The following is a 24,011-nucleotide window of genomic DNA, read 5'->3' as shown; positions in this document are numbered from 1 at the left end:
TCTTTAGCCTCCTAAGCTATTTCTTGCTCTTATAATCCAGCGGAATGTTAGTCCACCGCTTGTGGTAAAAGAACGCTGCCGCCTTAGGCTGGCGATCCCGGGTGAAGATCCCCTTCTTGTTGCCGTTGACCCGCATGTTGCCTTCCACCGTCTGGAAGTCGGCGAAGTTCCACACCTGCTCGCCCTTGATGAACGGGTAGCTGTCGAAGATCCGGCTGAACATTTCCAAGACTTCGACTTGATATTCTTCGCTCCACATCACGCTGGGCAGTTTGTGCAAACCCGCTTCCGTATCAGCGCCGAATTCAGTGAAGACGATGGGTTTATTAATGCCGCTGGCGGCCCACTTGTCCATTTCTTCCCGTAAACCCGCCTCGCCGTCAGAAATCTGGTAGCCGGCATAATGGTACCAACCCGGATACCGATTCAACAGATAGATATCAGGGAAATCCAAGTCCTTCGAGGTCTCAATCGTATCGTCCTCGCTCAGGCTGAATGTGCGCGGCCGGCTTTGGGGATCCAAGTCCTTGGTTTCCGCGAAAATCTGTTTGAAGTACGGGACCGATTCTTCGGTCACCGTATCCGGTTCATTCAGCAGGCTCCAGGCAAAGACGGAAGGGTGGTTCTTATCCCGCTTGATCATGTCGGTAATCTGGTCCAAGTGCTTGGCATGCAGCGGCTTGATCCAGGGACCCTTGAAGAAGGATTGATTCAACCCGCCCAGGAAGGATGCCGCGGCCATTTTGAAGCCGACCGCTGGCACTTCGTCGATGACCAGGAAACCTTCCCGGTCGGCCATTTGATAAACCTGTTCATCGTAGGGATAGTGGGAGGTCCGGAAAGAATTAGCCCCGCTCCACTGCATCAGGGAGAAATCCTTTTTTTCTACATTCAGGTCGAAAGCCCGTCCAGCAAAGGGCGAATCCTCGTGCCGGCCAAAGCCCTTTAAGTACACGGATTGGCCGTTGACTTGGATCTCTGTCCCGACGATCTTGATCGTCCGAATGCCGATTTCGGCACTGTATTCATCCACGATCGTTGTGTCGTTGGTGATTCGCAGCGTCAAAGTGTACAGATAAGCCGCGCGGACGTTCCACAGGTGGGCATCAGTCACGTGCAGCGTGCCTTGTTTGCCGATGTTTTCAGCCACGACTTGGCCGTCCGCATCCCGCAGAACGGCAACAACATCGTGTTCCCCCGTCGTGGTCACGGTATAGTGCACATCCGCGTCCGCACCAACCAGAGCAAAATCAGTCGTATAGTCCTCGATCCGTTCCTCGGGCAAGGTAATCAAATGGACAGAGCGGTTAATGCCGGAGTAGTTATAGAAGTCGAAGAAAGGCCGGACCATTTTCTTCCCATTCTTCAACGTGATCGTATCACCGGCCGGCAGGGCTTCCCGGGACAGTTCGTTGTTGCCCTGCACCACCACGGTATTTTCTTCCCCGTAATGCAGTGCATCGGTCACGTCCGCCACAAATGGCAGGAAGCCGCCCTCGTGGCTGCGGATCTTGACTCCATTGACATAGATCGTCGCCCGATGGGTCACCGCGTCAAAGCGCAGGCCCACGAAACGGCCCTGGTAATCCGCCGGCACGAAGAACTTTTTCTCATACCAGAAATCCCCAGTGTATTCCCGGGCATCTTTATCCGTGAAGAAATCATTAAAGCTGGCCGGTACCGGCATATCGACGGCCTTGGGCAAGTGCTTGGCCCAGCCCTCCTGTGGGCCAACGCCCACCGCATCAAAGGAGAAGCGCCAGAGCCCATCCAGTTTTTGATCGGTGCGGACGGCATTGACGACTGGGTATAATAAACTTTGTTCCATTTTTGAGTGACCTCCCGTAACTAATTCGCTTTCGAAAATTGCTTACAGGAAATAGCGTACTGAATTTTAGTAAAACTGTCAATAAAAGTTTTACCAATTTTATGTATTCGAACCGTATGTGCCTTATCAAAAAGCTTTTAATCGGCATTCGCGTTTTAGTAAAAATGGGCAAAGGCTACAAAAAAGAGACTGGAGAGCAATCGCTCGGCCCAGTCTCGCAAACGACTATCGGCTTAACTTATTTGCTGCTTTCCCGTAAAATCAACTTGGTCGCGTAATTGAATTGGCGTGCCACCCGCTTAGGATCCGAAATCCGTTCCTGCAACAGCTGGACCGCCCCGGCACCCATCAGATCCGTGTAGGCATGTACTGTCGATAACCGCGGGCTCGTATATTTAGCCACGGCCACGTCGTTAAAACTGATTAAACTGACCCGCTCCGGAATGGGCAGATCGTGTTCGTTCAGCGCCCGGATCACGCCCACGGCCATGGCATCGTTACCCACAATGAAGCCGTGGGGCAGTTTGTCGCCCAACTGGTCAATGGCTTCGTTCATTAACGCGTACCCGGATTCCGGAGTGAAGGCCCCCACGAAAACATGCTCCGGAGTATACACCCCGGCTGCTTGGCCAAAGGTCTCGAAAGCCTGCAAGCGGGTGTCCTTGATTTCTTGATGGCCGATGCTGGTCGCCTCTTGGCCGACGATCAGCCCAATGTCCTGGATGCCGGCAGCCAAGTAATGATCAATGATCCATTTCACGGGGCTGACATAATCGCTGGTCACACTATCAAAGCCGTCCGCCAAAGAATTTTGGCCGACGAAAACCACCGGCAGCTTCTTTGCTGCAATATCCAGCATCTCTTGATGACCGTACTTGCCTAGGGCAATGATCCCAGAGAACGTGCTGTTCACGGCTTCGTTGAAATTTTCCGTGGTCACGTATTGCAGCGCCGCCCCGCTGCTTTGGACAGTGTTCTCAATGGCATATTGGATCTGCAAATAATACAGGTCATTCAATTCCTGCTTCTCGCTATGCCATTGAATCACGGCGATCTTCGTCGTGGTCTTCGGAGTCTTCTTCCGCCGGGGTTTATATTCCATTTCTTCCGCCACATGCAGCACCCGGGCCCGGGTCGCGTCGGTGACAGACAGGGTGGTATCGAAATTCAAAATGCGTGACACAGTGGAAATCGAGACCCCTGCTTTATTGGCGATATCTTTGATGGTAGTCGTTTTCTTTTTCCTGCTTTCCGTGTAATAGGCGAAAGCCTTCACAATGGTGTTAATACAACTATCCTATCATGTTTTAGTAATCTTTTGGCCGGTAACGGCTCGTTTTTTCCTCGGTATCGGTACCATTTTTTCTGGCCTATGTGATAATGGAAGAAAATAGGTTGGCATGGCGCTCTTCGCAGACTGCCGTGCCAAAGCTGCGCAACCTCCGGCGGAATTGGGCTGGCGATGCGCAGCAAGTGCGTAGCCGGTCCTGCGAAGCTAGTGGTGACGGCGCTTTGAGCCCGCAAAAACCGCGGTCTCAAAGTCGCCTAACCACATCGGCGGCAAAGCCGCCGTGTGGTTTCCACCACTGAGCCCATTCCGCCTCCGGTTGCTCCGCATTGGCACTCGCGTATTAGTGAATAAATGCCATCCGCTCAAGAAAAGACAAAAAGGAGTTGGTTTTCATGGTCCAAGATCCGCAGGCCATTCAGCAAGAATCGTATCATGACGGAATATTCAGTATCGCCACCACCAAACTGCACGGACAGTTGAGCTGGGTGAATGACCATATTGTGCGGGTACAGGTCAGCCAGACTGACCACTTCCCAGATCGGCCGACTGTTCCAGCGGACGTCCAAGTGGATAAAAACGGCGACCACACCGTCGCCACCGGCGGCAGCGGGCAAACGGACGAGACACCGATCGTGATCAACAACGATCACTACACCCTGACCACCGCCGATGCCTACCAAGCCGATTGGGAAAAGGCCCATGGGACGCTGCACATTAGCGGGCCCCATGGTGCCATCGTCGATCTGCATTTGCCCAGTTGGGACGACGCGGGTAAGACGTGGACCGCTCGGCTGACCTTTTCTCCAGACGAGTACTTCTTCGGCGGCGGCACGCAAAACGGCCGCTTTGCCCTGCGCGGACAGCGGGTGACGATTGCCAATACCAATCTGTGGACCGCCGGCGGGGTTGCCTCGCCGGTGCCCTTCTATTGGTCCACCGCCGGTTACGGTGTGCTGGTCAACACCTTCACTCCGGGGCTTTATGATTTCAGTACCCCCGCCCACGGTGTCCAGTTATCCCACGATGACCCGTATTTTGATGTTTATATTATCCTAGGCCCAGATCCGACCCATCTGATCCACGGCTACCACGAATTGACCGGCAAGCCAGTACTGGCCCCGCGGTTCAGTTTCTATCCGGCCCATTTGAACGCCTATAACCGAGATTATTGGCTGCCGGTAACTAAGAATTCCGTCGGCGCGATCCTTTTTCCGAACGGTCAGTGGTACAAGGAATACCAGCCTGTGAGCGAAAAGACGTTTAACACCGGCTACCGGGCCGGCGCGATCACGGTTGCTGGGCAGACCCTGGTGCCCAACGTGGGCGCGGCGCCGGTGACTTTCACCAAACACGATGCACAAGGCAACCCCACCGGGGCGGTACATGAATCGCTGAATGGCGAGGGCGCCAGTGCTCAATTCTCGGCCCGGGCGGTGCTGGATCGGTATCTGCAAAACAAAATGCCGATTGGCTGGTTCCTGCCTAACGACGGTTACGGTGCCGGCTATGGCCAAACGGCCGATTTTGCCGGCGACTTAGCCAATCTGCGGGACTTCACGGCCTATGCCAATGATCAGGGCGTGGCTGTGGGCCTGTGGACCCAAGAAAAACTCCACCCCAATGATCCGGAGCACCCGCAAAAGGGTGAACGGGACATTGGCCAAGAAGTCAGCACGGCTGGCGTCGCCGCGGTGAAGACAGACGTGGCCTGGGTCGGTGAGGGGTATACCTTCGGCCTGCACGCCACCGCCGACGCGGCGGCCGCGATGACCAAAGCCGGCCACGGTCGCCGGCCGTTCATCATGAGTCTGGACGGCTGGGCTGGTTCCCAGCGCTACACCAGCATCTGGAGCGGCGATCAAGGCGGCGATGACTGGGAAAACATCCGCAGCCACATTGCCACGTATTTGAGTACCGGCCTGTCTGGCAACCCCAATGTCGGCAGCGATATCGACGGTATCTACGGCGGTCGCGACCCGCTGATTCAGACCCGGGATTTGCAGTGGAAATCCTTTACCCCCATCCAACTGAACATGGACGGCTGGGGCAGCCAGCCGAAAAACATGGGCTTAGTCTTTGGCCAGCCTTTTGTTGCGATCAACCGGGCCTATCTGCAATTCAAGACCACGCTGCTGCCTTATCTGTATACGCTGGCCCACACCGCCCGGGAAACGGGGGCGCCCATTGTCCGGCCGCTGTTCTGGCTGGAACCGGACGCCTATACCTACGGCAGTGACACCGATACTGAGTTCCTGCTGGGAGATGATCTGCTCGTGGCACCGGTCACCAGTCCGTATCGCCTCGCCCGGGACGGCAGTGCCCGGGTGCCGCATCTGTATCTGCCTGATCCCCACGCCACTTGGGAAGACTTGTTTACCGGGGAGCGGTATGCCGGCGGACAAACCTTAGCCGATTATCCGGCGCCCCTGGCCCAGACGCCGATTTTCGTCCGGGCTGGGGCCCTGCTGCCCCGGGTACCGGTCCACTTGACCCCCGGTCAATATCCCGCGGATACCCGCATCGTCACGTATTTCCCCGGGCCGCGGCCCAGTGAAACCACCGTTTACAGCGATGACGGCGCCACGTTGGCCTATCAAAATGGCGAATTCGCCACCACGGCGTTGCGTGCCACGGATGACGGCCGCCGAATCATTTTCACTCTGAACGCCACCCAAGGCACCTATACCGATCAGAACCAAGCCCCACTTGTGCTCCTGCAAGTGGCCACTGACGCCCGCCCGCACACGATTCAAGTCACCAGCAATGGCGAGACCCGCAAGCTCCGCGAAGCCCTCAAGCCGGTCACGGACGCGCCTAGTTGGCAGATGGGCCCGCTCACCGCCTGGCCGCTGGCCCCCATCGCCCCGCGCAGCGGCATCACCGTCGCCCTGCCGGCCCAAGCCATCGACACCGACGTAACAATTATCATTGATTATTAAGTGAGAAAGGAAGAGCGTATGTCCACACCAGTTATTATCAGTACCGATCCTGGCATCGACGACGCGGTCGCCATCGCCATTGCCCTGGCCGACCCGCAGCTTGACGTGCAACTCATTTGCCCGGTCGCCGGCAATGTCAGTCTGGTCCATACCACCGACAACACCCGGAAGCTGCTCACGCTCCTGCACCAAACCGTCCGGATCGTTCCCGGCAGTCAGCGGCCCCTGCTGCGGCTGCCAATCAACGCCGGCAACATCCATGGTGTCAGCGGGTTGGCCGGTTACGATTTTCCAGCGCCCACCGTCCCGGTGGATACCACGACTACTGCCGCAGCCGCCATGCACGCCGTCGTCAGCCAGCAGCGTGATAAGACCACCCTGGTGGCTATTGGTCCGCTCACCGACATTGCCCTCTACCTGCACCAATACCCCGCCGACCGGGCGCGCATCGATCAGCTCGTGCTGATGGGCGGCGCCATCGGCCGGGGCAATTGGGGCGTACTGTCCGAATTCAACTTCGCCGCCGACCCGGAAGCCGCCGACATCGTCTTCCGCTCCGGGGTCAAAATCAAAATGGCCCCGCTGGAAGTCGGCACGCAAGCCAAAATCATGCCCGCCGTGACCGCCCAAATCCGCCAACTTGGCACAGTCGGCGATATGTTTTATCACCTTTTCACCCACTACCGCGGCGGCAGCATCCAAACCGGGTTGAAAATCTACGACGCTCTGGCCATTGCGTTGTTGACCCAACCCGATCTGTTCACCCTGGCCGCCACCAATGTCACCATCGAAACCCAAGGCACCTATACCGCCGGCACCTCCTTAGTCGATCTCCAAGACCGGCTGCACGAACGGCCCAACGCCCAAGTCGCTACCGCGGTAAATGCATCCCGATTTACCGATTGGTTCGTAAGTGCCCTGACTCAAACAAAGTAAAATTATATTGTCATGTGACCAATACCGCTTTCACTGGAACATATTCCGGAAGGCGGTATTTTTTATCGAGAACTAAAGCAAAGTTGGAAATTAAAGCAGACCTAGTGCCAATGCGCAGCAAGCGGAGGCAAAATGGGCTCAGCTGTGGAAACCACACGGCGGCTTGCCGCCGATGTGGTTAGGCGACTTGGAGACCGTGCAGCGGGCTCCAAGCGCCGTCACAGCGTTCCAGCCCAATTTTGCCGCAGCTTGCGGAGCATTGGCACGGCGTACAAAGAAGAAACTTCTCCTCAGCCCGTCTCTCCCCAAATAATAACCACCGTTTTCAGTCAAACCCGAACATTAAACGAATATCTAATCGAAATTATCCTTTTATCGTTCGCTTTTTCGTGCTATCCTTAACTCAACATTTCTCAACCAGAAAGGATGGCATCATGCAAAAAGCCAACCGGTTCTTACTGTTGATACCGGCAGCATTAGGAATTATCGTGTTTGCCCTGTTTCCCTTGATTCAAATCGCGATTCCCACCGTCACCTCCGGGGCAAACCCGATTGCCCTGTATGCCCAGTTCTTGCAAAACAACTACGATCTGCAAGTCATATTCCGAACATTGACGATTGCCACGGTCACGACAGTGATCACCGTCCTGCTGGGCTTGCCCACCGCGCTATGGATCAGCCGGCAGAGCATGTCCTGGCGCCAGTTTCTCTCCGTGATCATTCTCTTCCCGATCCTGACTAACGCCGTAGTCCGCAACTTTGCCTGGATCATCATCCTGGGGAAAAACGGCGTCTTGAACAACATGCTTCAGGCCTTGCACCTGATCAGTGCGCCGCTCACTCTGTTGTATACGAATACGGCGATCGTCATCGGCTCCGTTTACCTCTTTCTGCCCATTATGATCACCACCCTCGTGGACAGTGCCAATGGGTTGAATCCGGAAATTGAGGAAGCCGCCGCTGTCTTGGGTGCCCGGCCATTCACCATTCTCCGGGAAATCATCCTGCCCCAGATGGCCCCGGCTATTCTCACCGGTGCCATCCTGGTCTTCTCCGGGGCCATGACTGCTTATACGACCCCGCAATTACTGGGCGGCAACCGCCACTTGGTGATGTCCACCTTGATTTATCAGCAAGCCATGACCCTGGGCAATTGGACCAACGCCAGCGTTGTCGCCATGGTCTTGATTGTTCTGTCCCTCATCGTCTTAGGCCTGCTTCGGTGGTACACCGGACGGCTAGATCGGCGGGTGGATCATGCTTGATCGGCACAATCACGTCCTCCAATTGATCGGCGTCATCGTCCTCGCCCTGCTGATCCTGCCCCTAGGCATCGTCGTCGTGACGTCCTTTGGCACCGAACCGACGATTTCGTTCCCCATTAAAGGGTTCACCCTCGCCTGGTACGCCAATATTTGGACCCAGCCGGCCTTCGTAGACGGCTTCCAGTCCAGTCTGACGATTGCGCTGCTGGCCAGTCTGCTGGCCCTGCTCATCGGGGTACCGGCGGTGTACGCCTTGACCCGGTTCGACATTCCTAAGAAGGCCTGGTTCCAGACCCTTTTTCTCAGCCCGACGCTGATCCCGGAAATCGTCATCGGCTTCGCCCTGTACCAAACTCTGGTCATCGCCTGGCGCCTGCCGCTGTGGCCCAGCCTGCTCATCGGCCACTTGCTGCTGTGCCTGCCCTACGTCATCCGGCTGGTCACCAGCAGCATGCTGCATCTGGACCCGCACATTGAAGAAGCCGCTTGGACCTTGGGAACCAGTCGGCCGCGGGCCTTTTTCACCATCGTCCTGCCGAATATTCGCACCAGTATCGTGGCGGCGTTCATGCTGTGCTCTATCAATTCGTTCAACAACATCCCGATTTCGCTCTTCTTGAACGGGCCCAGCCAGAACATGCTGCCGACAGCGATCCTGAATTATTTGCAAAACAACTACGACCCCACCGTCTCGGCACTGTCCGTTGTCTTAATGCTCTTCACCGCGGTACTGATGCTGCTGATGGAAAAACTGCTGGGCGTGGGCGCGTTGACCACGACCGAAACCAATTAGGAGGTTCTATTCTTGGCTCGTTTGACACTCGATTCTTTGGCCATGACATACGGTCACGGCGATCCCATTTTGCACGACTTATCCCTCGCCGTCGCCGACGGCCAGCTGGTCTCCCTGCTCGGACCCAGCGGCAGCGGTAAAACCACGACGCTGCGCATCATCGCCGGCCTGCTCCAGCAGACCAGCGGGACGATCAAGGTGGACGACGAAGACATCAGCCGCGTGCCGGTCTACAAGCGCGGGTTGAGCATGGTGTTCCAGAGTTACGCTCTGTTTCCCCACCTCACCGTCTTCGCCAATGTGGCTTACGGCTTGAAGCGGCAAAAGCTCAGCAAAGCCGATATTACCGCGAAGGTCACCGCCATTCTGCAAACTACTGGCTTGACCGACCTGGCGGAACGCTATCCCCAGGAACTCTCCGGCGGCCAGCAGCAGCGGGTCGCTTTAGCCCGGGCGCTGGTCGTTGACCCCCGCCTGCTTCTGCTGGATGAACCGCTCAGCAATCTGGACGCGAAGCTGCGGGTGGCGATGCGGGAAGAAATCCGCCGGCTGCAATTGCAGCTGCACACCACGACGATCTTTGTCACCCACGACCAGGAAGAATGTTTCGCCATTTCGGATAAAGTGGCCGTCTTGAATCAGGGCAAGATCGAACAATATGCCGCGCCCGAAGAGATTTATCACCATCCCCAGACGGAGTTTGTGGCCCGCTTTATCGGCTTCGAAAACTTTCTGCCGGTGAACGGTACCGTGGCGGATCATGCCTATCGGGTGGGGGATCAAACCGTCGCCGTGACGGGGCCCACAAAACCGGATGCCAAGGTCCTGACGATTCGGCCCAATCAGATTCAACTGAGTCCGGATGATCAGGGGCTCAGCGGTCAGGTCACCATCCGCACGTATCTGGGCAGTGCCTACCGCTACACCGTCGATAGTCCTCTGGGTACCCTGCAGATCGACGGCCCCACCGAGACCCCCGTGGCCATCGGTGCCCCGCTGCACTTCACCTTGCCCGCTGACCAATTGCTGCCGTTAGAAGCCTAGTCAATCACAATAGGAGTGTTCAATAAAATGAAGAAATTTTCCCGTGCTGCCCTATCTGTTGCTGTCCTCGCTGTCGCTGTGCTCTTTGCCGGCTGCGGCAGCAAGGCCGCCGCTTCCGGCGGCAGTCTGTCTGTTTCCACCTTTGGCCTGTCTACAAAACAAATGACCAGCGATATCTTCGATCCTTTCAGCAAACAGTCCGGCACCAAAGTCCAGAGCCAATTCGGCGACAGCAGCCAGCGTTTCACCCAGGTAGCCCATAATCCCAACGCCGCCGTGGATGTGATCGAGCTTTCCCAAAATAACGCTTTGTCGGGCAATAAGAAAAACCTGTTCAAGAAACTCGACTTTTCTAAAATCAAGAACTTCAACACCTTGAGCAGCGCCCAGCAGAAGCTGGCCAAAGAAACGAACAGCGTGCCGTATACCGTGAACAGCATCGGCATCATTTACGACCCCAGCAAGACTGGCAAGATCACATCCTGGGATCAGCTCTGGAGCGGCAAGCTGAAGGGCAAGATCGCGATTCCCGACATCACCACCACCTTTGGTCCGGCAATGCTTTATGTGGCAGGCGACCACGCCGGCACACCGGTGACCAAGGATAACGGCAAGGCGGCTTTCAAAGCCCTAGCCGATTTGAAGCCCAACGTCGTCAAGACCTATACCCAATCTTCCGATCTGGCTAATATGTTCAAATCCGGTGAAATCACCGCCGCTGTCGTCGGCGACTTCGCGGTGGGCATGATTCAAGCCGCCGACAGCAACGCTGTCTACACTGTACCGGCCAGCGGAACTTACGCTAACTATGATACAGCCAGCATTTTGAAGAGCAGCAAGAACACCAAGGCGGCTTATGCGTACCTGAGCTACCGGTTGAGCAAGACGGCGCAGGCGAAGGCAGCGGAACCCAAGTCCTTGAATAATGCACCGGTGAACGATACGGTTAAATTGTCTGCGGCAAATGCAAAGAATAAGACGTATGGGGCCATTGCCAAGCGGGCGAAGACGATTGATTTTGATTATGTGAACAGCCATTTGAGCGGTTGGATCAAGACGTGGAATTCGTTGATGAATAAGTAGTCGCTTGCTACGCATTGGCACTCGGTCTGTTGATGAAATTAGTTCCACTCAGATAGAAAGGGTTCGAAATGACAACTGTCGATTTATTACTCACGAACGGGCACGTCTTCAGCAGCGCGCTGCATCGGTTTATTGAGACCGATGTGACGGTGCTGGACGGTAAATTTTACTGGCTGCCGGCACCGGGAACGTTTACCGGGGAGGCGAAGAAAACCATTGATCTCGCCGGGACGTATATGATCCCCGGAATGGTGGATTCGCACATGCACATTGAAAGCTCCATGACCACCCCGACCCGGTTCGGCCGGGCGGTGGCGGCGCACGGGACGACGACGGTGATCGCGGACGCCCATGAAATTACCAACGTGGCCGGTTTGAAGGGGCTGCAGGAGTTCATGGCCCAGCCCAGCGACATTGATGTGTTCTACGCCATTCCTTCTTCGGTGCCCTCCACCAAGCCAGAGCTGGAGACCACCGGCGGCATCATTGGAGTCGCTGAGACCAAGGAATTGTTGAAGGACCCGCGCATTATTTGTCTGGGCGAAGCCATGAACTTCAAAGGCATCACCTCCGAACCGGATTCGCTGATTCGCCAACTGATCGCGGAATGCCGGCGGGAACGGCCGACGATGCCCTTGGAGGGCCACTGTCCCAAGTACACCGGGGAAGACCTGGCCAAGTTTATCTACAGCGGGATCACGTCGGACCATACACAGCAGACGCCCGCGTCGATTTTGGAAAAGGTCACCAACGGCATGTTTGTCCAGCTGCAGAAGAAATCCCTGACCGCAGAAAATATTGCTGCCGTCAAGGATCATCAGTTATTTGAGAATGTCGCCCTGGTCACCGACGATGTCATGGCCGACGATCTGCGCCACGGCCATCTGAACAAGATCGTCCAGCAAGCCATCAGCCTTGGGCTGGATCTGGTGGACGCCATTTACATGGCCACCTACACCCCGGCTCGGCACATGGGCTTATGGGATCGCGGCAGCATCACCCCCGGCCGGGTCGCCGACTTTATTATTCTCCGCGACCTGCAGGCCTTCGACGTGGTCGCCGTCTATAAGAACGGTCAACTGGTCGAACCGGCTGCGGACCAAAGCCCCGCCGATCCTCACGCGTTCAGCGCGGATCTTCGGCACTCGGTCCAGGCGAAGCCCATTACCGCTGCCGATTTGCAATTGCGCGTACCGGATGACGTCTCAGCAGTCACCGCGAACGTCATCGAGATCGCCGCGGTGGGGACGTTCACCAAACGCGTCCCAGTTAAACTCACTGTTAAGGATCATTTGGTACAGTGGCAGGATGCCGACTTGGCATTGCTCATGATCCAGGAACGTTACGGTCACGGCGGCCATATTGCTTTCGGTTTGGTGAAAGGCGCGCTGAGCCGCCCCGGCGCAGTGGGGGCCACATGGGCCCACGACCACCACAATGTCATGGTCATGGGCACGACTATTGCCGATATGGTTGCTGCCCAAAACGAATTGATTGCCGAACAAGGCGGCTATGTCGTTGCGCAGCACGAGCAGATCGTCGCCAACGCCCCGTTGCCCATTGGCGGCGTGGTCAGCGATGCCCCGATCCCGGTGCTTGGCAAACAAATTGCGGATGTCCGGCAGGCGATGCAAAACCTCGGGTATCATAACACCAACGAAATCATGTCGTTCTCCACCTTGTCGCTCCTGGTGTCACCGGCTTTCAAGATGTCGGATAAGGGATTGTTCGACGTGAAGAGTCAGGTCAAGATTCCACTATTTGCTGAATAAAAATAGGCGCGAACGTCAGCCGTCCTCACCCTTTAATGAACAACTAATCAGTGCTGTCACCGTGGTCTTACGTCACGCTGGCAGCATTTTTTCCTGTCCTCTACTTTTTCTCATCGATCAAGACTGTCCCCGCCGGCGGATTCTGATTCAGGGCGCCGACAATGGGATGGGGCAGGTAAAGGGCCTCCAAATAATCCACATCGGCGGGTGTTAAATGCACGGCCAGAGCGCCCGCCGCTTCTTCCAAATGGGCCGCCTTCGTCGACCCGACAATTGGCGCGGCGACCCCTTTGGCCCACTGCCAAGCCAATGCGATCTGGCTCATGGATACCTGATACTTGGCCGCCAATTCAGCGACCCGTTGGACAATACGATAATCCTCTGCTTCCGTCTTATCGTACTTGCCCATCGCCACTTTATCCGTCCGACTGCGCAGCGTATCGGTACGCCAACCAGTGTGGCTCAAATGTCCCGCCGCCAGTGGGCTATAGGGCATTAAGGACACATTCATCTGCCGACAGATCGGGATCAATTCCCGCTCATCTTCCCGATATAGAAGATTGTAATGGTTTTCCATGGTTTGGAACTGCGCCCAACCATGATCCCGGGCCGCCAGCTGCATGTTATAGAACTGATAGCCATACATCGCCGACGCGCCAATGGCCCGCACCTTCCCAACTTTGACCAGATCGTTCAGGGCGGCCATCGTTTCTTCAATCGGCGTGTCGTAATCAAACCGGTGAATAATATAGAGATCCAGGTAATCTGTGCCCAGCCGTTTCAGCGACCCGTCAATTTCCCGCTGGATCGCTTGGCGGGACAGCCGGCCAGGATTGAAGTAAACCTTTGACGCGAGCACAACTTTGTCCCGGGCAATATTCTGGTGTAATGCCCGCCCTAGGTATTCTTCGCTCGTACCCTTGGAGTAGACATTCGCGGTATCGAAAAAATTGATACCTAACGCCAATGCATCCTTAATCACTTTCTCGCTGGCCGGATAATCCAACGTCCATTCGTGCATCGTGCCGGGGCTGGCCGAAGCTCATCGCGCCGACACAGATCTTTGAAACTTTGATATCGGTGCTGCCTAGTGTTGTATAGTCCATATCAATTAACGCCTCTCTGTAGTCGTTTACCAGTTGCCAATGGTCTTTTCCTGACCATCCTTCAGTGTAACTGGTCCTTGCTGTTATTAGAAATACCAATTCTCAATGACCCGATATAGAGTGCGGTTATCAATTAACTTTGGCATATGTCCCGGCGCAAAAAAACATGGCCCCGTAATGGCGACCATGACTGGCGAACAGAAACGCAGCTGCGCTCCTCTTATTTTGCTTGACGGTACTGTAACAACTGCCGGCTCAGGTCTTTCGTTTGACCATAAACCTGACGATAAATCTGGTGCAGTGCCGCATACCGCTGGGCATTATCTGCATTCGGCTGATAGGTCTGGCCGTAGTGGACAAATTCTTTGGCACAATCCGCAAAGGAAGCGAACCAGCCCAATCCGACAGCAGCCAGCATTGCTGCCCCCATGCCGGGCCCCTGTTCGTTTTCCAACCGGACCACCGGCGTGTTGAACACATCGGCCTGGATCTGCAGCCAGAGCGGGCTCTTGGCGCCGCCGCCGACGGATACGATCGTGTCGTACGTCTGGTGCTGGGCATCATAAATATCCAGCAGGTCGCGGAAAGAGAAGATGATGCCCTCCAGCACGGCGCGGGTGAAGTCGGGGCGCTGATGGGTACCATCAATGCCGATGAACGACCCGCGGATATTGGCATCAGCGTAGGGCGTCCGTTCGCCCATGATGTACGGGGTGAATAGCAAACCATTGGCGCCGACCGTGGATTGGGCCGCCTCGTTGACTAGATGGGTGAAGTCTTCGTGGGCAGCGAAGGTCCGTTTATACCAGCTCAGGGAATACCCAGCGGCCAGCGTCACGCCCATGGAATACGACTGGCCGGTAACCGCGTGATCCTCCATTTGGAGAACACCGTGATAGGCCGTATCCGCCGAAGCCTCGTGCTTGAGGATCACCCCGGAGGTGCCGATACTGCACAGCACCATGTTCGGAGCAATGATCCCAGCCCCTAAGGCCGCGGCCGCGTTGTCGGCGGCGCCGCCAAAGACCCGGGTGGATTGATGCAGGCCGGAAAAGATCGCGAAGGCCTCGCTGATTGGCCCGACTTCCGTCACGGAGTTGATTAGCGGCGGACACATGCTGGCGGGAATATCGAAGGCATCCAGAATTTCTTGACTCCATGCGCCCTGCTTAATATCCAACATCACGGTCCCCGTGGCATCGGAATAATCAATGGCTAGCTTCCCGGTCATGCGATAGCGGACATAATCCTTGGGCAACAGGAACGTCGCGGCTTTGGCCCAAATATCCGGTTCATTCTCCTTCACCCACAAGATTTTCGGCAGGGTAAAGCCTTCCAGCGGCCGGTTTCCAGTGATTTCAATGAACCGGTCTCCCAGTTTGGCTTCGATCTCCTGACACTGGGCCGTAGTCCGGGTATCGTTCCACAGCATTGCCGGCCGCAATACTTTATGCTGCGCATCCAGCAGAACCAGCCCGTGCATCTGACCCGAGTAACTGATTCCGGCGATTTCTTCTGGTTGAATATGGTGGTTCAAAATCAGCCGGACGATAGCCACGGCCGTCCCGTTGACCCATTCGTCCGGGTTCTGTTCACTGTACCCCGGTTGCGGCTGACTGAGCGGGTAGTCATAACTTTCCTGGGCCGCGATGTGCCCCGTCCGGTCCACCGCGGATACCTTTACCGCACTGGTGCCGAGGTCGACGCCAAGAACATACTCTTTCATGTATGCAAGCCTCCAAAAAACGGGCGGGCCGATAGGGACCTGCCCGCTGAGTTGTGTGATTAATTACTTTCCTAAAGTGTCCACGATATAGTGATTGATCGTGTCCTTGATCTGTTCCAAATGATCAGAATGCGTCGCGTCGATCCAGTGGCTCTGCGGCTTGTCCAGAGAATAGTCTTCCAAACTTTGCATGGTTGCCTTGCCGGATTCGATGTCCGCCCCTAAACCAGAATCAAAGGACGAATATCGCTTCTCAACAATATCATCCAAATAATGATCTTCCTTCATCCGTAATGCCACTCGCAGGCCGGCGGCGAAGGAATCCATCCCAACGATATGGCCGTAGAACAGGTCTTCCGGCGCGAAGGAAGAACGACGCGGCTTCGCATCGAAGTTCAAGCCGCCCCGGGGACCGATGCTGCCGTTTTGGACGACTTCATACATTGCTGCCGTGGTCTCATAAAGGTTAGACGGATATTCATCGATATCCCAACCGATCAGCTTATCGCCCTGGTTGGCATCCAGAGAACCCAGCAAGCCGGCAGTCCGGGCAACGCGGATCTCGTGCTGATAAGTATGGCCGGCCAAATTGGCGTGGTTGCCTTCCAAGTTCAGCTTGAAGTCCTTGTCCAGACCGTATTCCTTCATGAAGGCGATCGTCGTGGCGGCATCAAAGTCATATTGATGGGTCGTCGGTTCCTTAGGCTTGGGTTCCAACAGCATTTGAGCGTCAAAGCCGATCTCATTGGCGTAATCTTTCGCCATGTGGAACAGCTTCGCCGCATGGTCTTGTTCCCGCTTCAAGTCAGTGTTCCAGAGGGATTCGTACCCTTCACGGCCGCCCCAGAAGACATAGTTTTCAGAACCGACGCGCTTGCCGATTTCCAGACTGTGCTTCAATTGCGCCGCAGAATAAGCAAAGATGTCCGCATACGGTGCAGTGCCCGCACCCTCAACGAACCGGGGGTTGGTGAACATATTCGCCGTGTTCCAGAGGACTTTCATACCGGTCGTCTTTTGGTACGAAACGATTTTATCAACGATCTTGTCCAAATTCTTGTTGGTCTCCCGCAAGGTATTGCCTTCCGGTGCCAGGTCGCGATCGTGGAAGCAGAGGAAGTCAACGCCGAGTTTTTGGTAAAACTCAAATGCGGCATCCACCTTGGCTAATGCATTGTCCATCGGATCCGTGTATTTGTCGTACGGGCGCTGCGCTGTCCCGTCACCAAACGGGTCCACCAGCCGCTGGTCAAAGGTGTGCCAGTAAGCTACGGCGAACCGCAGCCAATCCCGCATCTTCTTGCCGCCGATTACTTCATCAGGGTTGTAGTAATGGAAACCGAACCCGGACTTCAGGTCGTGGTTGCCGACGTATTTGATTTCTGGCACATGCCAAAATTCTGTCATTGGAAAAGCCTCCAGCTAATTAGTTGGTCTGTTAAACAAACTTACATGATTCATTTTATCGCGTTTGCCATAAAAAGCAACCGCTTTCTAGAATCTAATCTGCAAAATGTAAATCGAAGTCTTCCATATCTAAGACTTGATGCAAAAGTAATGAGCAACCACCTAACATAGTGGCATAACTTGAGTTATTGGTGAGTTTCACAGGCTGTTGAATCCCCAATTGACTGCCCGCACTTTTAATCTGGTCCATTAAGCGGGGAATTGCTTCAATCAATGGCGAATTGATATAAATTGCTTCAGGGGCTAGCGTAGTGGCTACGTTAAAAATGATGCGTGCAATTGCTACAGAAAAATTGGCTAATATGGTTTGTACTTCAGTATCGTTCGCCTGATCTAACTTAACAACATCGTCACGTACTAGATGGGCCAGCTTCTTTTTTTCTTTTATCTGATCAATAATGGCGTCTTCAGAACAGTAGTCTTCGACCTTTTGTCCCTTATCACTTCCTGCAGAGTTGCCGTCAGTGACCATCAGTGATCGACCAATCTCTCCGGCAGTTCCATTGAAGCCACGGTAAAGTTGATTGTTCCAAATAATACCAGCACCGATTCCCTTATGGATGCTAACCATCAGAATATTTTCTTTGCCGTCTGTGCCATTAAAATCGCGCTCGTATATCGCAGCTAAATTAGCTTCGTTTTCCAGAACAACGGGTACAGCATATTTGGCCGAAAAATTGGCCACTAAATCAACCCCCCGTAAGTCAACCCAGGGTGACGTGACAACAGTATTATTACTAACTACACCGTGGACTGAAAAGCAAATACCAAGCAATCCCGTTTCTGTTTGAATCTTCTGGAACGCCTTTTGAATCTCATTATCAATGGCTGCCAAAATCTGTTGAATAGCTTCACCACGGGTACTGATACGGTGAAAATAGACGACATCACCATTGAAATAATTGGCCATTACGTGTAAGTGGTTGAAACCCAAATCAAAGCTCAAAAAGTATCCGTGACGAGCATTGATTTTCAACATTACTGGTCGGCGACCGCCAACTTTTGTTGACTCGCCAGCACCAATTTCAACGGTATAACCTTTCTTCTCCAGTTCGCTGTAAAGACTTGATACGGTAGATTTGTTTAGTCTAAGTTGCCGGGCAATGTCCACTCTGGAGATTGCCTGATGATTGAACATCTCGCGCAACACCAGTTTGGTATTGCGCTGATGTAACAAATCTTGCGTTTTAAGTTGTTTCATCAGCTTACCCCTTTCAAATTGCGCTTATGTTAACCTGTACCGTTAGTATATCTTTACAACCAACCCAGTTCAACTAACCGAACAGTACTATTGTTCGGTCAACGTAGCCCCATTTGATCGAATCACATTTTGATACCAGTAGAAGCTGTCTTTCGGAATACGAGTCAGCGTCTTTTCAGAGGTGTCATCCCGATTTACGTAGATAAAACCATACCGTTTGGCATACCCATTCAGCCAGCTCAGCAAATCAGTGAACGACCAGGCACAATAGCCCAACACGGGCACCCCATCTTGCAAAGCGCCATACAACTGCACGAGATGGTCGCGTAGATAAGTAATCCGATACGGGTCATGGATTTCACCGGTCGGCGTCAACTGATCGTAGGCACCCAATCCATTTTCAGTCACAATAATCGGCAGCTGGTATTTCTCGTAAACACTGCGCAGAGCCACCCGGAAACCGACAGGGTCAATTTCCCACCCAAACTCAGTTTTCTGCAGGTGCGGATTCTCAACTGACGTAAATAAATAGTGCTCAGGACTGTCTTGGTCATGATCAGCCGCCATCATATACGGGTCAATCGCCGCGAAGGTCTTTTCTGCAGTTGTATCGGTCTCCGCGACCGCGGGCCGGGCAACCGTCCCGCCGTGGTAGTAATTGATGCCCAAGAAATCAGGCTGAGCACTGGTCAGCAGAGCGGTATCCGCATCTGTCACAGTTGGTGCGATACCCATTTGCGTGAGCAGGCGGAAGATTCGGACCGGATAGTGGCCCCGGCAATAGATGTCTAGCCACCATGCGTTGTTGAATTCATTGGCATTCAGTGCAGCCAGCACATCGGCGGGATCACTCGTGGCTGGGTATACTTCACCATATCCGAAGCTCGGGCCAATCTGACCAGTGGGAACGAGCTCATGGAACAAATTAATTGCTGCGGCATTGGCTAAATTAACGACATGGTTGGCCGCATACATCCGTTTGATATCCGTCACATTGGGTGGATGACTAGCCCAACGGTAGCCTAGGCCGGTAAATACGTTTTGTTCATTGAAAGTCACCCAATACCGGACATCTTTCCCAAAACGGGTGAAGAGGACGCGGCAATACTGAATAAACGCATCGATTGTTTGGCGGGACTCCCACCCGCCGTATTTATCCTGCAGGGCCTGGGGCAGGTCCCAGTGATATAAGGTCAGAATCGGCTCAATTCCACGATCCTTTAACGCTTTAATCAAGCGGGCGTAAAAGGCAATACCGGCTTCATTCACTGCGCCTTCACCAGCGGGCAGGATACGACTCCAGGCGACACTGAACCGATACGCCTTCATGCCTAACTTTTGCATGAGGTCGACATCTTCGAGATAACGATCATAGTGATCAACAGCGATATCGCCGTTGGTCCCGTTCTTCGTCTTGCCTGGAATTTTGGCAAAGACATCCCAAATCGATCGGCCTTTGCCATCCCGATCATAGGCCCCTTCGACTTGGTACGCGGCGGAAGCAGCCCCCCATAAAAAGTCCTTGGGAAAAGTGATTGTCTCTTTTGTCATGCTGATCTCCTTTTTATTCTGGCTGCAGTGTATTGCCCACCAAGCGATAGCGGGTCTCGTCATGTGCCGTATGCCAAACGACAGTCCCAGCTGAAATTGTTGAGTTGCTGACCCTTAAGTGACTATCTTGACCGCTCAAGGTCACTTGCGCAACGGTTGCGCCATGCTCATTCGGCAGCAGCACTGTTACTGTCTGTGCCGGTTGGCCGTAGACATGAATGATTGGATTATCAGCATACTGATACACGGCAGTTTCATCCGTCTGGCCAAAGGCAATCGCGGCGCCCGGCCGGACTAACAGCGGCATCGTGAGATAGTCATAATGTTCGGTATACCACCGGCCAGGGGCATAGGCCTGACCAGTGAGCATGTTCAGCCACGGCTGGCCATTTGTATCCGGCACATAGAAGCGTGCTTCTCCGTTCGGTGAGAACACCGGCGCCACCAGCAGATCATCACCCAGCATGTACTGGGTATCAATGTCCGCACAGGCCGGATCATCTGGGAACTCTAGCACCATCGCCCGCATCATCGGCACTCCGGTTTGATGAGTACGGTAGGCTTGGTGCAGCAAATACGGCATCAGTTTCATTTTGAGCTTCGTAAATTTGCGCGATACGGTCACCGCTTCATCGCCATACAGCCAGGGCACCTTATACTGTGAGCTACCATGGTAACGGCTATGGGAAGACAGCAGCCCGAATTGAGTCCACCGTTTATAAAGATCTGGCGAAGCCTCATCCTCAAAGCCGGAAATATCATGGGACCAGAAACCGAATCCGCTCATTCCAAAGGAAAGGCCGGCCCGCAGGCTTTCAGCCATGGACGGGTAGTTTGACGAACTGTCCCCACCCCAGTGCACGGGATATTGCTGGCCGCCAACCGTGGCACTGCGGGCAAACAGCACCGCATTGTCGGCACCCTTTTCCTGCTTGATGATGTCAAAAACGGCTTGGTTATACAACTGAGTATAGTAGTTATGCATGCGCTCCGGATCGCTGCCATCGTGGTACTGAACGTCCGTGGTGGGGATGCGTTCGCCAAAATCGGTTTTGAAACAGTCAACCCCCATATCCAGCAATGCCTTTAACTTACTCTGATACCAAGCCGTGGCCGCTGGATTCGTAAAGTCCACGATGGCCATACCGGCCTGCCATTTATCCCATTGCCAAACAGACCCGTCCAGTCGCTTAATGAAGTAGCCATTGGCTTGGCCTTCAGCAAAAAGCGGTGACTTCTGCCCGATATACGGATTAATCCAAACACAAATCTTCAGCCCCTTATCGTGCAGCCCGCGCAGCATTTGTTCCGGATGGGGGAATTTATCCTGATTCCACTCGAAGTTGCACCACTCCAGTTCTTTCATCCATAAACAATCAAAATGGAAAACACTCAATGGAATGTCCCGCTTGATCATGCCATCCACAAATTCATTCACTGTTTTTTCGTCATAATTCGTTGTAAATGATGTTGACAGCCATAACCCAAAGCTCCACGCTGGCGGCATGGCTGGCTTGCCCGTCAAGTCCGTATAATGAGTCAGCACATCTTTTAAGTCTTTCCCGCCAATCACGCTATAGGCGAGACTTTCCCCGGGCACACTGAATTGCACCCGCGAAACTCGTTCTGAACCAATCTCAAAACTCACTTTGTCCGGCGAATCGACGAACAAGCCATACCCTTGGTTGCTTAAATAAAAGGGAATGTTTTTGTAAGCCTGCGTGGTACCAGTACCGCCATCCTCATTCCAGATATCGATGCTCTGGCCATTTTTGACGAAATTTGAAAAACGTTCGCCCAGTCCATAGATCTTTTCACCAACATTCAACACAAACTGATCACTCAGATGCCGCCGCCCCTGATCGTCAATCACGATGGCTTTACCGCGACTACTTGATTCCGCGATGCGCTTACCTGCATAGTAATAAGTGAAATCAATGGTATTGCCTTTTTTAATCACCAGTTGGGTTTGATCACTGGTAAAAGTATAGACGGCCGAACTCTCCTGAATCGTGACCGGGGTGTCCGTGGTATTCAGGTGGAAATGCGGGCCACGGTCAATTTTGCCAGCATAATTCACTAACCGCGTGGTGATGATATTCGGCCGCGGGCTGGTGACTTCAATCGTGAGCAAACCGCCATCCAGCGTCATCCCCATGTTTTGAATCTGCTGAAAAGGAGCGTACAGGGTCAATTTTTTATTTTCAATCTTGGCCGTATAGATGTTAGCGGCATACTGGACTTGATAGCCGTCCCGTACCAACCAACCACCGTTCATAAACTTCATGTTGTTATCCTCCTAATATTTTCCGAATCGTTCCGTCATAATGGCGTAATAGGCCCCATACAAACCCGCATCATTGTGGTGTGCACAAGTCCCCAACGGTACTTGGAAGTCATCCCAAAACCGAATCGCGTGTAGCGCCCGGTGCACAATCGGCAGCAGTGCGGGATTCTGACTGATCCCGCCGCCGAGCAAGACCCGTTGGGGATCTAACGTGGCCACGAGGTTAAAAATTGCCGTTGCTACCCGCTGGCCCCAATCTTCAATGAGTTGCGCCACCGCTGGTTCCTGCTGTTCCGCAATAATCTGCCGCCCATCCACTGAAGAAGCAGTCATCCCAAAGTGCGTCGCGTAGTGTTGCACTAAAGCGGACGTCGACGCGTAATCGTGCAGAGTCCCTTCTGGGTCGACATCGACATTGGTCAGCATCATGCCGAATTCACCCGCCCGATAATCGTGGCCGCGCAGAATCCGGCCATTAACGAAAATACCGCCGCCGACGCCGGTACCTAAAGTGATCACTACAAAATCATCAACATCCTGCGCATTGCCGCTTAATTTCTCTGCCATGGCCGCACAGTTGGCATCATTCTCGAGCCAAATCGGCAACGGTTTGACCAACCGGCGATTAAGCTCCTGACCGATCGCCTGACCATCTAAATAGAATAAATGACCGGCTCGGATAGCCCGCTGCTGCTTGGTATCAATGAACCCGGGAAAACTCAGGGCAATCCCTGCCAGGTCAGGTTGGTCCGCAACTACCTGCGCCAGGTTGGCGTAAAAGTCCGCCGCCGTACGCGGGGTGGGGATTTTTGCCACCCGGCCCAACCGCCCGTCATTGAATACCCCATACTTGATAAAGGTGCCGCCCACATCGAAGGCTAAGACATTCATGGCTGCACCCCTTTCAGAAAAGTGTCCTGGAGCCAATGGTCAAACAGCAGTGGCCAACTCGCCACCTCGGGTTCTATGCCATACCCATTGGGAATCGCCGTCTCAGCCGTACCTAAGCTCAACCCATGGCCGCCCCGGGGATAAATATGCAACTCGGCGGACACCCCGTTCTGGTGCAGCTTTTCCGTAAATTGCAGGGCATTTTCCACGGGCACAAGGTCATCTGTGATCGTATGCCACAAAAATGCTGGCGGTGTATCTGGTGTAATGTGTCGCTCCGGACTAACCTCCGCGAGGGCCTGAGAATCATGGTCACGATCACCCAGCAAGTGGTCAATGGACCCGCGATGAGCATAGCGGCCCGCGGTGAGTACGGCGTAAGCCAAGGCTACGCCATCTGGGCGCATGCGCTGGGGATCATCGCTTAAATCGGCCAGCACCGGTTCTGCATACATCGTGGCGAGGCTGGCGGCCAAATGCCCACCAGCCGAGAAACCGAGTACAATGATCGGTTGCAGTCCAATATGCCATGCCTGAGCGTTTTGGCGAATGAGCAAAAGGGCATGGGCCGCCTGCCGCAACGCAACCGGGTAAAGCGCCGGGTAGACGGCGTAGCGGAGAATAAAGGCATGATAGCCCAGGCCAATCATTTTCAACGCGACCGGTTCCGCCTCACGTTCAGAAACAACCTCGTAACCGCCGCCCGGAATAATCAACACTGCCGGACGGGTCCGGTCCCGTCCCATCTCGTCATTGTTATCGATCACATACCCAGTTAAGTGTGCGGTGAAGGTACCCTCAGTAATTATCTGTTCAATATACTGCATGCCC

General features: G+C 54.2%; 16 protein-coding genes and 1 pseudogene. 7 read left to right on the top strand and 10 right to left on the bottom strand.

From position 1 onward, the window contains the following. Positions 1 to 16 precede the first annotated feature (16 nt). Together uidA and FMM01_RS15280 are read right to left on the bottom strand one after the other, a co-directional pair. Positions 17 to 1,828 carry a beta-glucuronidase gene (uidA, locus tag FMM01_RS15285; RefSeq protein WP_150393099.1) on the bottom strand — a complete coding sequence of 604 codons (1,812 nt, stop codon included), beginning with the start codon at positions 1,826 to 1,828 and terminating at the stop codon, positions 17 to 19. Between the two features lie 238 nt (positions 1,829 to 2,066). After that, positions 2,067 to 3,104, bottom strand: coding sequence for a LacI family DNA-binding transcriptional regulator (locus FMM01_RS15280; RefSeq protein ID WP_150393098.1), 1,038 nt, complete (start codon positions 3,102 to 3,104; stop codon positions 2,067 to 2,069). Positions 3,105 to 3,511: 407 nt separating this feature from the next. On the opposite strand from FMM01_RS15280, the gene FMM01_RS15275 reads away from it, so the two are divergent. The 7 genes from FMM01_RS15275 (at position 3,512) to FMM01_RS15245 (ending at position 12,951) form a co-directional block, all read left to right on the top strand. Further along, on the top strand, positions 3,512 to 6,058 hold the full coding sequence (locus FMM01_RS15275; RefSeq protein ID WP_150393097.1) for a TIM-barrel domain-containing protein: 2,547 nt from the start codon (positions 3,512 to 3,514) through the stop codon (positions 6,056 to 6,058). Positions 6,059 to 6,076: 18 nt separating this feature from the next. Further along, positions 6,077 to 6,994 (top strand): nucleoside hydrolase, encoded by a 918-nt coding sequence (locus tag FMM01_RS15270; protein ID WP_150393096.1) that lies wholly within the window; start codon positions 6,077 to 6,079, stop codon positions 6,992 to 6,994. 434 nt (positions 6,995 to 7,428) lie between these two features. After that, a complete protein-coding gene (locus FMM01_RS15265) occupies positions 7,429 to 8,259 on the top strand; it encodes an ABC transporter permease (protein ID WP_150393095.1) in 831 nt (276 codons plus the stop codon). After that, a complete protein-coding gene (locus FMM01_RS15260; RefSeq protein WP_150393094.1) occupies positions 8,252 to 9,052 on the top strand; it encodes an ABC transporter permease in 801 nt (266 codons plus the stop codon). Before FMM01_RS15265 ends, FMM01_RS15260 begins: the two co-directional genes overlap by 8 nt. Before the next feature lie 12 nt (positions 9,053 to 9,064). Continuing rightward, entirely contained in the window at positions 9,065 to 10,096 is a 1,032-nt protein-coding gene (locus FMM01_RS15255; protein WP_223849977.1) for an ABC transporter ATP-binding protein, read from the top strand. Between the two features lie 27 nt (positions 10,097 to 10,123). Continuing rightward, entirely contained in the window at positions 10,124 to 11,179 is a 1,056-nt protein-coding gene (locus FMM01_RS15250; RefSeq protein WP_063515742.1) for an ABC transporter substrate-binding protein, read from the top strand. A 68-nt stretch (positions 11,180 to 11,247) separates the two neighbouring features. Then, positions 11,248 to 12,951, top strand: coding sequence for an adenine deaminase C-terminal domain-containing protein (locus tag FMM01_RS15245; RefSeq protein ID WP_150393093.1), 1,704 nt, complete (start codon positions 11,248 to 11,250; stop codon positions 12,949 to 12,951). Positions 12,952 to 13,051: 100 nt separating this feature from the next. Here the strand turns inward: FMM01_RS15245 and FMM01_RS15240 are convergent. The 8 genes and pseudogenes from FMM01_RS15240 to FMM01_RS15205 form a co-directional block, all read right to left on the bottom strand. Continuing rightward, positions 13,052 to 14,057 (bottom strand): annotated as a pseudogene (locus FMM01_RS15240) (aldo/keto reductase). Between the two features lie 220 nt (positions 14,058 to 14,277). Then, positions 14,278 to 15,783: a xylulokinase gene (xylB, locus tag FMM01_RS15235; RefSeq protein ID WP_146994878.1), complete on the bottom strand. Its 1,506-nt coding sequence runs from the start codon at positions 15,781 to 15,783 to the stop codon at positions 14,278 to 14,280. Positions 15,784 to 15,846: 63 nt separating this feature from the next. Further along, a complete protein-coding gene (gene xylA, locus FMM01_RS15230) occupies positions 15,847 to 17,190 on the bottom strand; it encodes a xylose isomerase (protein ID WP_150393092.1) in 1,344 nt (447 codons plus the stop codon). A gap of 94 nt (positions 17,191 to 17,284) precedes the next feature. Continuing rightward, complete coding sequence (locus FMM01_RS15225) at positions 17,285 to 18,451, bottom strand: ROK family transcriptional regulator (protein ID WP_150393091.1); 1,167 nt, start codon at positions 18,449 to 18,451, stop codon at positions 17,285 to 17,287. An 87-nt stretch (positions 18,452 to 18,538) separates the two neighbouring features. Next, positions 18,539 to 20,002: a glycoside hydrolase family 1 protein gene (locus FMM01_RS15220; protein WP_150393090.1), complete on the bottom strand. Its 1,464-nt coding sequence runs from the start codon at positions 20,000 to 20,002 to the stop codon at positions 18,539 to 18,541. Between the two features lie 13 nt (positions 20,003 to 20,015). Continuing rightward, the gene (gene yicI / locus FMM01_RS15215) at positions 20,016 to 22,289 is read right to left on the bottom strand and encodes an alpha-xylosidase (protein WP_150393089.1); all 2,274 of its coding nucleotides are present in this window, start codon (positions 22,287 to 22,289) and stop codon (positions 20,016 to 20,018) included. A 12-nt stretch (positions 22,290 to 22,301) separates the two neighbouring features. Then, complete coding sequence (locus FMM01_RS15210; RefSeq protein ID WP_146994883.1) at positions 22,302 to 23,180, bottom strand: ROK family protein; 879 nt, start codon at positions 23,178 to 23,180, stop codon at positions 22,302 to 22,304. After that, positions 23,177 to 24,007, bottom strand: a complete 831-nt coding sequence (locus FMM01_RS15205; RefSeq protein ID WP_150393088.1) for an alpha/beta hydrolase — start codon at positions 24,005 to 24,007, stop codon at positions 23,177 to 23,179. The genes FMM01_RS15210 and FMM01_RS15205 overlap by 4 nt, the downstream gene beginning before the upstream one ends. Between the last annotated feature and the right edge of the window lie 4 nt (positions 24,008 to 24,011).

The organism is Schleiferilactobacillus harbinensis (assembly GCF_008694105.1).
Lineage (GTDB): Bacteria > Bacillota > Bacilli > Lactobacillales > Lactobacillaceae > Schleiferilactobacillus > Schleiferilactobacillus harbinensis.
Note: the sequence above shows the minus strand (reverse complement) of the source record. Positions and strands in the feature narration are given on the sequence as shown.